This window comes from Gelidimonas diazotrophica, assembly GCF_055694025.1.
In genome coordinates, this window is the sequence record NZ_CM146349.1 from 2,707,961 (window position 1) to 2,723,042 (window position 15,082).

At 56.3% G+C, this 15,082-nt stretch carries 16 protein-coding genes and 1 pseudogene; 9 read left to right on the plus strand and 8 right to left on the minus strand.

Annotated elements, in window-relative coordinates:
- Positions 1-41: 41 nt before the first annotated feature.
- The 3 genes and pseudogenes from KGFNPO_RS12565 to KGFNPO_RS12575 all read left to right on the plus strand — a co-directional run.
- A pseudogene (locus KGFNPO_RS12565) lies at positions 42-176 on the plus strand (gamma-glutamyltransferase); the annotation flags it as partial.
- 295 nt (positions 177-471) lie between these two features.
- Entirely contained in the window at positions 472-1,527 is a 1,056-nt protein-coding gene (locus KGFNPO_RS12570) for an NAD(P)-dependent alcohol dehydrogenase (protein ID WP_472631605.1), read from the plus strand.
- A gap of 167 nt (positions 1,528-1,694) precedes the next feature.
- Positions 1,695-2,615 carry a hypothetical protein gene (locus tag KGFNPO_RS12575; protein WP_472631606.1) on the plus strand — a complete coding sequence of 307 codons (921 nt, stop codon included), beginning with the start codon at positions 1,695-1,697 and terminating at the stop codon, positions 2,613-2,615.
- Positions 2,616-2,848: 233 nt separating this feature from the next.
- Here KGFNPO_RS12575 and KGFNPO_RS12580 read toward each other — a convergent pair whose 3' ends face one another.
- The 4 genes from KGFNPO_RS12580 to KGFNPO_RS12595 form a co-directional block, all read right to left on the minus strand.
- On the minus strand, positions 2,849-4,249 hold the full coding sequence (locus KGFNPO_RS12580; RefSeq protein ID WP_472631607.1) for an amino acid permease: 1,401 nt from the start codon (positions 4,247-4,249) through the stop codon (positions 2,849-2,851).
- 199 nt (positions 4,250-4,448) lie between these two features.
- A complete protein-coding gene (locus KGFNPO_RS12585) occupies positions 4,449-4,907 on the minus strand; it encodes a RidA family protein (protein WP_472631608.1) in 459 nt (152 codons plus the stop codon).
- A gap of 230 nt (positions 4,908-5,137) precedes the next feature.
- The gene (locus tag KGFNPO_RS12590) at positions 5,138-5,263 is read right to left on the minus strand and encodes a hypothetical protein (RefSeq protein ID WP_472631609.1); all 126 of its coding nucleotides are present in this window, start codon (positions 5,261-5,263) and stop codon (positions 5,138-5,140) included.
- Positions 5,264-6,557: 1,294 nt separating this feature from the next.
- Positions 6,558-6,749: a hypothetical protein gene (locus KGFNPO_RS12595; protein WP_472634550.1), complete on the minus strand. Its 192-nt coding sequence runs from the start codon at positions 6,747-6,749 to the stop codon at positions 6,558-6,560.
- On the opposite strand from KGFNPO_RS12595, the gene KGFNPO_RS12600 reads away from it, so the two are divergent.
- The 5 genes from KGFNPO_RS12600 (at position 6,667) to KGFNPO_RS12620 (ending at position 11,920) form a co-directional block, all read left to right on the plus strand.
- Entirely contained in the window at positions 6,667-6,987 is a 321-nt protein-coding gene (locus KGFNPO_RS12600; RefSeq protein ID WP_472634469.1) for a DUF2946 domain-containing protein, read from the plus strand. The two genes, KGFNPO_RS12595 and KGFNPO_RS12600, sit on opposite strands and share 83 nt — an antisense overlap.
- A 155-nt stretch (positions 6,988-7,142) precedes the next feature.
- Positions 7,143-7,850 (plus strand): energy transducer TonB, encoded by a 708-nt coding sequence (locus KGFNPO_RS12605; RefSeq protein WP_472631610.1) that lies wholly within the window; start codon positions 7,143-7,145, stop codon positions 7,848-7,850.
- 55 nt (positions 7,851-7,905) lie between these two features.
- The gene (locus tag KGFNPO_RS12610; protein WP_472631611.1) at positions 7,906-10,191 is read left to right on the plus strand and encodes a TonB-dependent receptor; all 2,286 of its coding nucleotides are present in this window, start codon (positions 7,906-7,908) and stop codon (positions 10,189-10,191) included.
- 12 nt (positions 10,192-10,203) lie between these two features.
- Complete coding sequence (locus KGFNPO_RS12615) at positions 10,204-11,457, plus strand: sialidase family protein (protein WP_472631612.1); 1,254 nt, start codon at positions 10,204-10,206, stop codon at positions 11,455-11,457.
- Entirely contained in the window at positions 11,441-11,920 is a 480-nt protein-coding gene (locus KGFNPO_RS12620; RefSeq protein ID WP_472631613.1) for a thioredoxin domain-containing protein, read from the plus strand. Before KGFNPO_RS12615 ends, KGFNPO_RS12620 begins: the two co-directional genes overlap by 17 nt.
- A 178-nt stretch (positions 11,921-12,098) precedes the next feature.
- Here KGFNPO_RS12620 and KGFNPO_RS12625 read toward each other — a convergent pair whose 3' ends face one another.
- From KGFNPO_RS12625 to KGFNPO_RS12640, 4 genes are all read right to left on the minus strand, one after another.
- On the minus strand, positions 12,099-12,401 hold the full coding sequence (locus KGFNPO_RS12625; RefSeq protein ID WP_472631614.1) for an ElaB/YgaM/YqjD family protein: 303 nt from the start codon (positions 12,399-12,401) through the stop codon (positions 12,099-12,101).
- A 126-nt stretch (positions 12,402-12,527) separates the two neighbouring features.
- Complete coding sequence (locus KGFNPO_RS12630; RefSeq protein ID WP_472631615.1) at positions 12,528-13,064, minus strand: ferritin-like domain-containing protein; 537 nt, start codon at positions 13,062-13,064, stop codon at positions 12,528-12,530.
- Between the two features lie 265 nt (positions 13,065-13,329).
- A complete protein-coding gene (locus KGFNPO_RS12635) occupies positions 13,330-14,220 on the minus strand; it encodes an OmpA family protein (protein WP_472631616.1) in 891 nt (296 codons plus the stop codon).
- An 89-nt stretch (positions 14,221-14,309) separates the two neighbouring features.
- On the minus strand, positions 14,310-14,687 hold the full coding sequence (locus KGFNPO_RS12640; RefSeq protein WP_472631617.1) for a DUF4398 domain-containing protein: 378 nt from the start codon (positions 14,685-14,687) through the stop codon (positions 14,310-14,312).
- A 241-nt stretch (positions 14,688-14,928) separates the two neighbouring features.
- On the opposite strand from KGFNPO_RS12640, the gene KGFNPO_RS12645 reads away from it, so the two are divergent.
- Positions 14,929-15,081 (plus strand): DUF3096 domain-containing protein, encoded by a 153-nt coding sequence (locus KGFNPO_RS12645; protein ID WP_472613293.1) that lies wholly within the window; start codon positions 14,929-14,931, stop codon positions 15,079-15,081.
- Position 15,082 lies beyond the last annotated feature (1 nt).

Genomic DNA, 15,082 nt, shown 5'->3' on the forward strand with positions numbered 1-15,082 from the left:
ATGTAGAGTGAATTTATACAAGTGACAAAAATGTTTCATCGCTGGCCGGTGGCAACGCCGTAGATGCTGTCATCGCGGCCGCGGCCACGCTCACGGTGGTCGAGCCGATTTCCTGTAGTTTGGGCAGCGATACCTTCACCATTGTATTGGAGGGCAAGCAATTGCATCGTCTCAATCAATGCCTTTTATATTAAGGTTGTAATTCAGCACACTTATTGCATGTACGGCAAGCGAAGTCGACAAAGTGCACAGTTAATTTAGAAATGGAATTACGCACGTTTTTACCCACGCCGCGCATGCGTACATCGGATATCCCCGTTCTCTGCGATTACCACAGGGACAAACCGTTATGTTTTCACTTCATCAAAAAACAATGGAGCACCGCGCCGCTTATCCCATCACAACATCGGATCAGCTTGTTTATAGCAGTATGAAGCGGTTTTAATCCCGTAGGTTTTTAGGAGAACAGCGATGCGCACCATGAAAGCAGCAGTATTCATCCGTCCGGGCAAGATCGCCCTCGAAGAAAAGCCAATACCCGCTGTCGGTGCTGGCGAAGCGTTAATCAAAATCACCACCACCACAATCTGCGGCACCGACGTGCATATCCTCCAGGGAGAATATCCGGTGGAGGCAGGGCTCACTATTGGTCATGAGCCGGTGGGCGTGATTGAGGAATTAGGCGCGGGCGTCACTGGATATACAGTCGGGCAACGGGTTATCGTCGGTGCGATTACGCCGTGCGGACATTGCCATACTTGCCTCGACGGTCATAAATCCCAGTGCGGCGGTAAGGCGGGCGGCGGCTGGCGCTTTGGCAATACGATTGACGGCTGTCAGGCGGAATATCTGCTGGTGCCGGATGCAATGTCGAATCTCGAACCGATTCCGGACGGGCTCACCGATGAACAGGTGTTGATGTGCCCTGACATCATGAGCACGGGTTTCGGCGGTGCCGAAAGCGGCGGGATCAAGATCGGCGACACGGTGGTGATTTTTGCACAGGGACCGATCGGCTTGTGTGCGACAGCCGGCGCAAAACTCAGGGGCGCAAGCCTGATCATCGCGGTGGATGGCGTGGATGCGCGACTGGAAGTGTCGAAGAAGCTGGGCGCCGATGTCACCATCAACTTTACCAAGACTGATCCGCTTACCGAAATCATGCGCCTGACCAACGGGCGTGGCGTCGATGTCGCGATTGAAGCTTTGGGCACACAACAGACGTTTGAAAGTTGCCTGCGCGCGCTCAAGCCAGGCGGAACGCTCTCCAGTCTTGGGGTGTATTCCGGCAAAGTCACCTTGCCGCTCGATGCCTTTGCCGCCGGACTGGGCGATCACAAGATCATCACCACACTCTGCCCCGGCGGCAAAGAACGCATGCGCCGGTTGATGAATGTGGTGGCTTCGGGTCGGGTCGATTTGGAACCCATGGTCACGCATCGATTCAAGCTCGATCAGATCGAGGAAGCCTATGAATTATTCGCAAACCAGCGCGATGGTGTATTGAAGGTTGCGATCACAATGTAACCATGCTGAACGGTTAATTGTTAAGGCTGTCCAGCGGAATTAAAATCTATCAGCTGCAAATCGCGGTCTTGCATGCCAAGACCGCCGGTTCAAGGAATGGGCGGCGCGCCGGTTTGAGTATTGGCTGTGATGCGGCTGGCTGGAAACTTAACTGTGAGGGAATGGCAATGCATAAGCGTTCTTGGTCATACTCTTTGCACTGGTTGAGATGCCTGCTGTTGATCTGGATTGCGGGTATTTCTGGTATTGCGGGTGTTGCGCACGCCGCAATGGCGGAGTCCGATCCGGCTGCGGCACTGCGCGCAAAATACGCGTCGCTAAAGGCGCAATTGCAGCAAAATCAATTCAAGCGGCCACTGGTTCTCGATTCCGCTGAAACGCCGGACCGTTTGAAGGGCGACATCTACGCGATCGTCGATTACCCGTTTGGCGCGGTGAATACTGGCTTGAATAATCCGGATCACTGGTGTGACGTGATGCTGCTACACATCAATACCAAATATTGCCATCCGATGGCAGGGCCGTCCGGCACCACCCTCAGACTCCATGTCGGCAGGAAGACACCCGAAGAACTGGCCGCCGCGCCGCGGCTCGACTTCAATTACAGCGTCGTTGCAAAAACTGCGGAATATGTTGAAATCATGCTGAGTGCCGAAAACGGGCCGCTGGGCACCAGCGACTACCTTATCCTGCTGGAAGCGGTAGCGCTCCCGAACGCCAAAACGTTTTTGCATCTGACCTATTCTTACGCAATGAATATTGCCGCACGGCTGTCCATGCAAACGTATCTCGGCACTATCGGCAGCGACAAAGTGGGATTCACCGTGATTGGCAAGCAGGCCAGTGGCCAGCCTGAATATATCGGTGGGGTGCGTGGCCTGGTGGAGCGCAACACGATGCGTTATTACCTCGCAATCGATACCTTTTTAGAGGCTGCCAGTGCCGCCCCGACAGCGCAGTTCGAGCAACGCTTACAGAGCTGGTTTACGGCTACCGAGCGCTATCCGCGGCAGTTGCATGAGATGGATCGGCAACAGTATATCGAGATGAAACGGGCCGAATATGTGCGGCAGCAGACGGTGCATTAGCAGGCAATGCCGTTATATGAATCTCACTGAATAACACGGCATAAGAGCATCTTGATACCAAGATGCTATCGTGGGCCAGCATCATTTTGGCTTGCATTGGGGGGATCGTCAGTGGTTGCCGAGACTGGCCCGGTTTGCTGTTTCACCGCCTCGAACGTGGTCTTGCTGGCCGGACAAGGCGCTGCATCGCATCTTTGTCCGGCCCGGCCATCAAGAAGATTGCAGCAGCCCTGTCAGCCGGCTTCGTAGCCGCGCGGCACCTCATCGCGCTGGACCTGTGCGGGCGCAAGGCGTAATGCGTAATAGAGCACCGTCAGCAGCACCAGCCATGCCGGTCCGACCACCAGCGCAACGCGCGTGTCGGGAAAATACGCCATCAAACCGATCACCAGTGCCAGGAAGGCCAGCGCGATCCACGAGCCATACGGCCAGAACGGCATGCGGAAAGCGAGTGCCTTACGCTCTGCCGGCGACAGCGACTTGCGAAATTTTATTTGCGTCACCAGAATCACGCCCCAGGTCCAGACTGCGCCGAAGGTCGAGATCGAGGTCACCCACATGAACACTTTTTCCGGCACCAGGTAATTCAGCAGCACGCCGAACAGCAGTGCTGCCATCGACAGCAAGATCGCGCGGCGCGGTACGCCGCTGTCGGTGGTCTGGGCGAACATGCTCAGCGCCTGGCCTTGCTGGGCCAGGTTGTAGAGCATGCGGCCGGTGCTGAAGATGCCGCCGTTGCAGGACGACAGCGCGGCGGTGAGCACGACGAAGTTGATGATGCCGGCGGCAGTCCTGATGCCCAGTCGCTCGAATGTCATCACGAAAGGGCTGCCTTGGGTGCCGATTTCGTTCCATGGATAGATCGACAGGATCACGAACAGCGCGCCGACATAGAAAATCAGGATGCGCCAGAATACCGAGTTGATCGCGTCCGGGATCGACTTCTTCGGGTTGGCCGCTTCGCCTGCCGTCAAGCCGATCATTTCCACGCCAAGATAGGCGAACATCACCATTTGCAGCGACATCAGCACGCCCTGGGCGCCGTTCGGGAAGAATCCACCATGCGCCCATAAGTTGGAGAAGCCGAGCGCGACGCCGTGGTTGCCAAAACCGAACACGATCATGCCGGTGCCGCCGATGATCATCAGCACGATGGTGACGACCTTGATCAAGGCGAACCAGAATTCGAATTCGCCATAGGCTTTGACTGCCAGCAAATTGACCGAACCCATCGCGCCCAGCGCGGCAAGCGCCCAGATCCAGCGCGGCACATCCGGAAACCAGATGCCCATGTAGATACCGACCGCGGTGATTTCGGCGATGCAGGTGACCAGCCATAAGAACCAATAGTTCCAGCCGGTCAGGTAGCCGGCCAATGGCCCGATATAGTCCTGCGCATAGCGGCTGAACGAACCGGCCACCGGATTATGGACCGCCATTTCGCCCAGCGCGCGCATGATCATGAAGATGACGGCGCCGCCGATAATATAGGACAACATGATGCCGGGGCCCGCCATTTTGATCGCATTGGCCGAACCCAGAAACAGGCCGACACCGATCGCCGCGCCCAGTGCCATGAGGCGGATCTGACGCTCACCCAAGCCACGCTGCAGGCCTTGTTTACTCGCTTTCATTGATGAATCTCCTGTTTTATTTGAATCGATGGCTGATTGAATAGCCACGCCTCTAAGGGCTGAATTGACTGCGTCGAGACGCCATGTCAGGCTTGTTGTGGTAACGCAAGGGATGCCTGTTGCCTCTCATCGGCCCCAGTCACATCCATAGGGAGCAAGCGACAAACCAGCGCTGGCTGAGTCACACTGGTGTAAACGATCACACCAGTTCTGCGATCAATTCGATTTCGACGCAGGCGCCCATCGGGATTTGCGCGACGCCGAATGCGGAACGTGCATGCTGACCTTGTTCGCCGAAGATTTCGACTATCAGTTCGGATGCGCCATTGGTGACCAGGTGCTGCTCGATGAAGTCGGGGGTTGAATTGACCAGGCTCATCACCTTGACGATGCGTTTGACGCGGTTCAGATCACCGCCACAAGCCGTTTGCAAGGTCGCCATCAGGTCGATCGCAATGGCACGTGCAGCCTGTTTTCCCTCTTCGGTGGTGATGTTCTTCCCGAGTTGGCCGACCCATACCTTGCCGTCTTTTTTCGCGAGATGCCCGGATAGGAACAGCGTGTTGCCGGCTTGCGCGTACAGCACGTAGGCTGCAGCAGGGGCCGCCACTGGGGGCAGTTCGATGTTGAGCGCTTTCAGTTTTTCGTAAAACGACATACTTTTTTCTCCTAAAAAATAATAATGTCATTCCAACGGAAAGGCTCAGGATCAACAACACCTTGAATCCAGCGGGTTTTTAACAACCCTGGATTCCAGCCTGCGTCGGAATGACGGATTAAACAAATTTACCGATTTTTTTCAACCACGGACCGCACCGATGCGTTGCTCACGAACGCAGGAATCCGGGCTTCACAAAGGCCCTGTCCAGGCAGGGCAGCCTCAAAAACCTAGTGCAACACCTTTTGCGGCAAGGTGCTGACGTCAAGCGTAATGGTATCCATCGAGATGGCGCTGCGGGACCCGGATGCAGCGCCGCTGCGGTTCTTGCGCGCGTTGGACGCCATATCAAGCATCGGCGTAGTTCAGGCGGGGATTGCCACGCTCACCGATAACACCGCTACCCAGAATGACGATACGCATAGAGACCTCAGTTTAGCAAAACCAGATTAACCGCCATGATATTGTGAATACACTAGTAATTGTTCACGTATAAGTCGAAAAACTCAGTAAAAAATCATGAAAATTAAAAGAAAATAGACATGTTGCCTGAATACACTCGACCTGAATATTTTATGAAATTGGTTGATGGCAGGAATGTGGCCGGGATGCAGATCCAGTCGGCGACAGGAAGATGTATTGGGCGAAGTTGGTCCTATCCATGCGAAGCGGGGTCAGCGTCGATCGGGTTGGGCAGTCAATGGAAAGGGCGGGCACCGTTCACGAACTGACGGCCGTAGCACATCGCGGGCAATGGAATGAGGAAGTAACGATCAAGTCGGGCCGAAGCGCAAAGCTTCGGCGGCTATCGGCATCCGGCGTTTCGGCAGGCCGGACGCAGCTGCCGGCGATTAAATATACCCACCCTATGTATTTTTATCTAGCGCAATACATTTATGCGGAAAGTGGCATGATATTGCACATACTCCTGTTATTTTAAAAAAACAGGTATCTATTCAGCCTGCTATGAGGTTGATATCCAAGTGACTGCTTTATGTCATTGGCGGTTGTATTGACGCTGTTTTTGATGTTAGGCCGCTGGGGCCCTGTGTCCCTGTAGGGAGGGAACATTGCCTTGCAAGGCAATGTCGTTACGCAGGCGGATTGCATGCAATCCGAAACCCCTGCTGCACCGCAGCCGTTTGTGTGCTGCAGAAAATGGATCAGAAATGAAGGTTGTCTGAGGTGCAGCAGGGGTTTCGTGGGGCACTGCCCCGCGCCTGCGTAACGGTATCCGCTTGCAAGCGGATATGCGCCCTGCAAGGGAAGCGAGTTCCTTCATTTCCCATTTTTTGCAGCACACAAACGGGTACCCGAAGGGCAAGTCTGCGGTCGCCTTTCTTTTGCTTACTTTTCTTTGGCGAAGCCGGTGTGTGTCAAGGTAGCTGTCGGGCTACCCCGACAAAGCATCCACGAAGAGTACAGCGATTAATTAAGTCGTCGACTTTGCAGTCACCCTCTCCCCAACCCTCTCCCGCAAGCGAATCGCATGGCGATTCGGGCACCAGGGAAGGCCATGCCGGGCAAGGGGGTATTCGTAGCGAGGTGAACAGTTACAAAAACAGCAGGCAGCTGCACCGCCGCGCAAATGCGTCTTGCCAGCACCGCGCTTGATCCATCCCAGCTTTTCTGCATTTGCACCGATGACGCTCAAAGTGCCGCGCTATAATCCGCGGCCATGAGGAACATTCTGAAAACCAAGCCGCTGTTTATCTGGATCGCCTGTTTTGCGATACTGCTGAACGCGCTTGCGCCTTCGATTTCCCATGCGGTTACAGCCTGGGGCAGCGCGCCATCGTCACCGATAATGGAAATCTGCACCATGAATGGCGTCCAGTCCATGGCCGCGATGCCAGGCCAGTTGGCCGGCGACCATTCCGGCCCAGGCGACACTGGCGCCAGCGAACACTGTCCGTTCTGCCTGCCGCACGGCGGCAGCATCGGGCTGCTGCCATCCGACTTGCCGGTGCTTCCGATCATGGCCGGCCATGATTTATTCCCGCACCTGTTCTATCACGCACCGTATCGCCTGTTCTCCTGGACGGCTGCCAATCCACGCGGCCCGCCGCTGGCTTCCTGATTTCACTCTAGTTTCTCTCTAGTCCGCTCCGGGTGCAGTTCTGCGCACTCGCCAGAGCGCTGTGGATTTCTCAACAGGAAGCAAAATCATGTCTCGCATTTGCGTGCGCATTCGGTTCCGGCCGAGCTGTGCGCGATACGGATATGCACTCTCGTATGGCTACTTTCACTTTCGTTTCACCGACTACGCATCTGCGCGGCATAGCCCTGAAATCCTTGCTGACGCTGGTGCTGCATGGCGCGCTGCTGTACTGGACGTTGCAAGCAATGCCCGGTCAAGCGGTGCTGCCGCAAACAGTGCCGGTGCCGATTCAGGCCGTGCTGATCCCGCTGCCACGGCCCGCAATTCCGGCTCCGACTACGCTGCCACGGCCGCTGCCCAGCGCAGTTCCGGTTTTACGGCCAGTCGCACGTCCGGCTGCACGTCCGAAGCCACACAGCGCGCCCAAACCCGCACCGGTAACGCTCCTGACTGCCGCCAGCGGGATCACGGCGATGGCAACCGCGCCGGCAGCACCGGCGACTCCTGTTGCAGCCGAGCCAGTGGCCGTTGCAGTGGCCGCACCTGCTCCACCCACCTTGGAACCGGCCCGCTTTAATGCCGATTACCTGAACAATCCTGCGCCGTCGTATCCGCTATTCTCGCGCCGCAACCGCGAACAAGGCACCGTGCTGTTGAACGTCAAGGTCAGTGCGCAGGGCAAGGCCGAACAGGTGCAGGTCAAGCGCAGCAGCGGCTTTGCCCGACTCGATGAAGCGGCGCTGGAAGCGGTGCGGCAATGGCGCTTCGTGCCGGCGCAGCGCGGTCCGGTGGCGGTCGCCGCCAGCGTGGTAGTGCCGATTGTGTTTCGACTGGACTCCTGAGTTTTTTACCTTCTTTTTATTTGCCTTTTATTCTTAATTTACTGGAATCAAACCCATGATCATTCCTCTGAAACCTTTATCGGCGGCGCTGCTGGCAGCCTGTGCCGGCGGCGCTTTCACACCGGCAGCACAGGCGGCAGGTAACACAGAAAGCGACACCCAACTGCAGGAAGTCGTCGTGCAAGGCGGTTCTACTCCCGGCGTACCGAAAGAATTGCCGGCCGTGGTGGAGGCCGTCACCCGCCAGCAAATGGCAGACAGCATCAACGTGATCAATACTGAAGATGCGCTCAAGTATTTGCCGTCGATACAAATCCGCAAACGCTTCATCGGCGACACCAACGGCATCGTCGCTTCGCGCTCTTCCGGCACGTTGTCCAGCGCCCGTTCGCTGGTGTATGCGGACAATCTGCTGTTGTCCAACTTGCTGGGCAACAGCTACAGCTACCCGCCGCGCTGGGGCATGGTCACGCCCGAGGAAATCGAGCGCGTCGATGTGATTTACGGGCCGTTCTCGGCGCTGTATCCGGGCAATGCGATGGGTGCGGTAATCAACATGACAACCCGCATGCCCGACAAGTTTGAAGCGCACGCCAAGGCGCAAGTGTTTGACCAGCACTTCAAGTTATACGGTACCGACGAGAGTTATTCCGGCAAGCAGTTCAGCGTCGCCTTGGGCAACCGCGCCGGCCCGTTGTCGTGGTGGATCAATGCCAACCATCTCGACAGCCACGGCCAGCCGATGTCGTATCTGACGCAGCCGCTCTCGACTAAAACTGCGCAGCCCGGCGACACGCAGGTCAGCGGCGCGCACACCGATTTGGATACCAATGGCAATCCGCGCACCATTCTGGGCGCTACCAGCATCGCGCATACGATTCAGGATCAGGCCAAAATGAAACTGGCGTATGACATCAGCCCGACTCTTACTGCCAGCTATACGCTGGGTTTGTGGCAGGGCGATAACACGACTGACGTCGCGTCCTATCTGAAGGATGGCGCTGGCAATCCGGTGTATAGCGGCAATGTGAATTTCGCTGGCAAGCAGTACACACTCAAAGATACCGACCTGAATCCCGGCAGCTCCGAACAGCAACACTGGATGCACGGCCTGTCGCTGGCCACCCACAGCGGCGGCAGCTGGGATTGGGAAGCGCTTGCCAGTGTGTACGATTACAGCCGCGATCTGTCGCGTGCGCCGACGACGGCCTTGCCGGCTGCGGCCAGCGGCGGTCCCGGCAGCTTGACCGATATGAGCGGCACCGGCTGGCGCACGCTGGACTTGCGCGGCACCTGGCGTCCGAGTCCTGCGCATGAAGCCAATTTTGGCTATCACTTCGATCAATACCAGCTCGATACGCAAGTCTCCAGCACGGCCAATTGGACCAGCGGCCCGGCAGTAAGCCGCACTTCGGCGTTTGCCGGCAAGACCGAAACCCAGGCGCTGTATGCGCAAGATGCCTGGCGCTTTGCCAAAGACTGGAAAGCCACTGTAGGCGGCCGCTGGGAAAACTGGCAAGCGTTTGACGGTGCGGTATCCAACGCGGCCAGCACCTTGCCGTTCGCTGCGCGCAACGAAACCTTTTTCTCGCCCAAGCTAGCTTTGTCATTTCAACCAGCACCGGCCTGGGCTTTGCGCGCTTCGCTGGCGCAGGCGTATCGGATGCCATCGGTGGCCGAGTTGTATCAGGGCAGCATCAGCAACAATGCCATCGTCAAAAACGACCCGAATCTGAAACCGGAGCAAGCGTTGTCGGGCGAATTGACGGCAGAGCGCGAGCTGGGCAACGGCGTGCTGCGCATCAGCTACTTTCAGGAAAACGCCAGGGATGCGCTGTATTCGCAAACCAACATGACGGTTTCGCCGACCATCACCAACATCCAGAATATCGACGGGATTCGCACCCGCGGGCTGGAACTGGCATATCAGGGCGTAGATGTCGGCTTGCGTGGTCTGGATCTGACTGGCAGCATCACGTACGCCAATTCGATCGTCACCCAAAACGACGCCAATCCGGCCACCGTCGGCAACAAACAGCCGCGCGTGCCGGACTGGCGCGCTACCGTCAGCGCGACTTACCGCCAGAATGCGCAACTATCGTATGCGCTGGCCGCGCGCTACAGCGGGCGGCAATTCAATACGCTCGACAATAGCGACAGCAACGCCGACACCTATGGCGGCACCAGCAAATTCTTCGTGCTCGACCTGCGCCTGCGCTACAAGGTGGACCGTCAATGGAGCGCCGCCGTCGGCATCGACAACCTGACCAACCAGCAGTATTACGTGGCGCACCCGTACACGCAGCGCACGCTGTCGGCCGAACTCAAATACGATTTCTGATTAAGGATTTTCATGATTCTCTCTTTGATCCGCTCTCTGATCCACTCTCTATTACGCATCCCTTTGATCTTCTGCCTGACGCTGCTGCCGCTGGCAGCCCAAGCCCAAGCCCAAGGCGGCCATGAACATCAACCGGCCAAGGCTACAAAAAAATCCGCGCTAGCCATTGGCGCAGCCTTTGCGCCCGATGGCGCGCTATGGGTAGTTGGGCTGGATGCCCAGGCACATTTGGAATTACGCATCAGCCGCGACGACGGCCATAACTGGCAAGCGCCGCGCCTGCTCGATACCGGCGGCGAAGCGGTGGCGGCCGATGGCGAGAGCCGCCCCAAGCTGGCGTTCGGGCCGCAGAATCAGGTAGTGGTGGCCTACACCACGCCGTTGGGAAAACCGTACACCGGCGCGATCCGGCTGTTGCGCTCAATCGATGGTGGCGCGACTTTTGCAGCGCCGGTCACCGTGCATCACGACCGTCAAATCATCACCCACCGTTTTGAGTCAATTGCATTCGACGCGCATGGCCGGCTGCATACGGTCTGGGTCGATAAACGCGATCTGGAATTGGCAAAAATTGCTGCCGTAAAATCGGGCGACGGCAAGCTCGCCTATCGCGGCGCGGCGATTTACCATAATGTTTCGACCGACGGCGGAGCCACTTTCGGGCCGGACACCAAGGTCGCCGATTACAGTTGTGAATGCTGCCGCATCGCGCTGACTCTCACACCAGATGGACAAGTTGCCGCGTTATGGCGGCATGTGTTCGCGCCGAATATCCGCGATCATGCATTTGCGATATTGCGCGACGCATCTGCAACAAGCGCCCCGGCCAAAGCGCCGGTCCGCGCTACTTTCGACAACTGGGCGATTGATGCTTGTCCGCACCACGGCCCCAGCCTGACGCCGGCTGCGGATGGCGGTTATCACGCGGTCTGGTTCGGCGAGAAAACTGGCGTGGCGCAAGTACGTTATGGCCGACTGGATCAAGACGGCAAACCGGTTGGCGCAGTGCTGGCGTTGCCGGACGAGCAAGCCGAACATGCCGATGTGCTAAGTGACGGCAAGCGCGTGGCGATTGTCTGGCGCAGTTTCGACGGCAGCGGCACCAACCTGAAGGCCTGGATATCCGACGACGACGGCGGCCATTTCACGCTCAAACAATTGGCGCGCACCACTGCCAACAACGATCAGCCGCACTTGCTGCGCAAAGGCGCGCAACTGTTTGTGCTTTGGAACCTTACCGGAGAACTCCATGTTGAAGCACTATAAATATTGGGCCGCCTTGTTGCTGACTCTCTCGATGCTGCCGGTACAGGCCGCGCCGCAGAAAATCGAGGCGTTCGATGCGCAGAGCTGGCAGCGCTTCCAGACTGAATTGCCACGACCGTCCGCCGTGGTTTTTTCCACCACAGATTGCACCCATTGCCCAGCCGCCATCGCAGCCGTGGCGCAGCAGCTAAAAAAAGGCAAGAAGCAGATTCCGCTGATCGTGGTGGTGATGGATGGCGACCAGCATCCGGAGCTATTGCAAGACCCGCATTACCGCCAGGCCAGCCGCCTGTTCGTGTTCAACGGCCAGACCGCAGCGCTGCAATATGCGGTCAACCCGAAGTGGCGCGGCATCACGCCGTATGTGGCGCTGCTGCCCCAAAACGGGGCTGCAACGCTGATTACCGGCACGCCCTCGCAGCAGGAATTCGAACATTGGATCGCAGCGGGAGAAAAGCCATAGGAGTACGAAGCGTAGCCGAGACAGCGCCGTAGGTGCGAATTTATTCGCATCAGTTCGTATGAAATCGTTAAAAGTGCGAATAAATTCGCACCTACAAGCAAATGGCATCCCAATGTGGAGTATCGCCGCCCCGCTGTTTTAGTCACTACAGAGCGCCGGAGAACACCCTGCAAACTGATTATTTGCGACTCAGGAGCGCACCCAGCAAAAGTCCGACGCCGGCCGCAATCGTAATCGCACGCAATGGATTTTCTTTCACGTAATCTTCTGTCGTGACTACCATTTCCTTGCCGGCGACGACTGTGCACGCTTGCGCTTCCTGGGCCTTGACCAGCGCCGTATCGAGCAAACCCATGCCGCGGCTGCGTACTTCCTCGGCTTTTTCGCCGGTCAGTGTAGCGGCAACCTGGAGCAGCGCTTGCGCGTCCGCGACCAGGGTTTTCACGTCTTTGCTGATGGCTTTAAAATTTGATTCCAGCATGATCCACTCCTCAAAATAAATACGATATCAATCTAAATATACTGCCACTGATTGGTTCTGTGGTCGAACCGGATAGGCGCACCGGCGTTTCCTGTGCGCCGCGTCAAAATGCAAGTGCGTAAGCTGTCAGGCCAGCAAATCGCGCATGTCGTCAGCATGTTCTTCTTCCATTGCCATGATGCCGACCAGCATTTGACGCGTGGTCGGATCGGTCTCGCCGATTTGTTCGATCATCTGGCGATAGGCTTCGATGGCGATGCGCTCGGCGATCAGATTGGCCTTGATCATGGCCTGAATGTCGTCCGAGTCGTCGTACTCTGCGTGACTGCGTTCGATCAGCGTGGCGGGATTGAAATCGGGGCTGCCATTCAATTGCACGATGCGCTCCGCCAACAAATCCGCATGGCCTTGTTCCTCCAGCGCGTGCTGCAAGAATTCAGCCTTGATCGGCCCGTTCTGCGGCCCGGCTGCCGTGTAGTAATGACGTTTGTAGCGCAAGACGCAGACCAGTTCGGTAGCCAGCGCGCCATTGAGCATCGCAATCATTTCCTCGCGATTCGCCCGGTAGCCGACTGTCACGGCGCCATCATCGTAATTTTGGGCTGCGGCCCTGATTGCGGCAGTGTCGATACCGGCGTGTAGTGGTTGTTTAATTTCTGTCATGATTTTCTTTCAGTGTTTAATTGTCAAGAATACATCTGAATGACAAGACGCGCACATCCATGCGACAGTTGTCAAAGCGCCGCTATGGATGCGCTGGGTTCACGACACTAAGTTATATACGGTGCGGTGTATTATTTTCCACCGCAACATATACATGCGCAAAACAGGTTATTTTGTAAATTTTCATTGGAGTATATCCAATAGTGCATAAAATATGATGAAAATCAACAATTTTTCGGACGTTTTGTCAGGTCTCAAAACTTAATTATCGCGGTGCAATCTTGCCGCCATCGTCAGAAAGAATGATCTCGACGCGCCGGTTCAATTGGCGACTCTGTGCCGTGTTATTGGCAGAGACCGGGTAAGCCTCGCCATATCCGCGCACAGCGACGCGGTCAGGGGCCACGCCCAGTTCCTGCAAGGCGCGGCGCACTGCGGTGGCACGGCGTTCAGACAATTGCTGGTTATACGAAGCTTCGCCGGTGCTGTCGGTAAAACCTTCCACCAGCACGGTACGTTGCGGATTTTGCTGCAAAACATCAGCCAACTTTTGCGCAGTACGCATGCCATCCGGAGTCAAGCGCGCCTGGTCGGTGCCAAACAATACATCGCCTAAGGTAATGACTATTCCGCGCTCAGTTTTTTTTGCGGCCAGATCAGCCAACTGCGCTTCCAGTTGTGCCGCCCGCGTTTGCGCTTCCTGTGTTTTGCGCTGGGCTTCGGCTGTCTCGCCCTGTGCTACCTGGGCTGCCAGCTTGGATTGTTCAGCGTTCATTGTGGCCCGGTTGGCCTCATTCGTGCGTTGGTCCAAACGCATTTGGTCGCGTTCCTTGCCGGCTACAGCAATGCCGGCTTCCGCAGATTTCTGTTTCGCAACTTCTTGCGTCAGTGCGATTTTTTGCTTGGCAAGGTAAGCCAGCTTATCTATTTTTTCAGCGCTATCGTTATGGCTGGCCGCTGCATTGGCTTGCTCCAGCGCTGCACCGGCTTGCCGCATTTCCCCTGGTGCGTAGCTCGCGACTTTTGGGTTGTTTTGCGCTGCCATAAAATCACCGCGCGCCTGTTCCAACAAACTGGTGGTTTTTGGCACGGAGCTGCAAGCACCGACGAGGGCGGCAATGGCTAAAAGAGCGGGTGTAAAGGGAATTTTTTTCATGATGAAATCCTTTGTTTTGCGGCGGCGTCCTGTATCAACGCGGCTGAATGTTGGTGACATTGCGTTTGATCTGTGTTTGATGCGTGTTCTTACTTACTGGTGCGGTTCAGTTCTTCACGCAAGACCCTGATGTCGTCTTGCAAGGCGTCTGCCGCCGTTTGTGCTTTGGCCGAGTTGGCTTTGCTTTGCGCCAGTTTGGCGTCGGCCTGGGCCTGGGTTGCCAAATCATTTGCCAGCTTGTAATTTTTGTCCGCCATCGCTTTATTAGCCAAGGCCATTTTTTCACGCGCCGAATTCATTTCGGCCGGCGCAAATTCTGCACCGCCGGCACCGACGGCATTGTCGACAGCCGCATTGGAGACAGCCACAGATGCGGTCGCCGGCGTCTTCATGCTGCTGCAACCGACAGTCAGAACCACTACTGTGCAGCACAGAACTGTTAGCAATTTTTTTGAATTTCTTGTCATCATTTCTCTCCGGTGAACTTTTCAATCGGGCCAGGTATTGCCCTCGATGTATGATGTTATAAACCCTGTTTTCAACGAGATCAGTACGCAAACGCACATAGGCCAGTTCTTGTGCGCAATCACTGCTTGATGTGGCCAGACCATAATAATGGTTGGGCTGTGTGCGTCAACGCACATAAAATAGCCTCCATTTCGTCTAATCTGATGTACTCCATTGATTCATTACTGAAAGATTCCTGCCATGAATATCACCTTAAGTCTGGTCCCGGTCGTGTCCCTTATCGCCGGCATATTGATCCTTATCATTCCCCGTCTGTTGTCGACGATCGTGGCCATTTATCTGATCATGATTGGCCTGGTAGGATTGTTTGACGTTGGTCACTTTCTGCGATAAA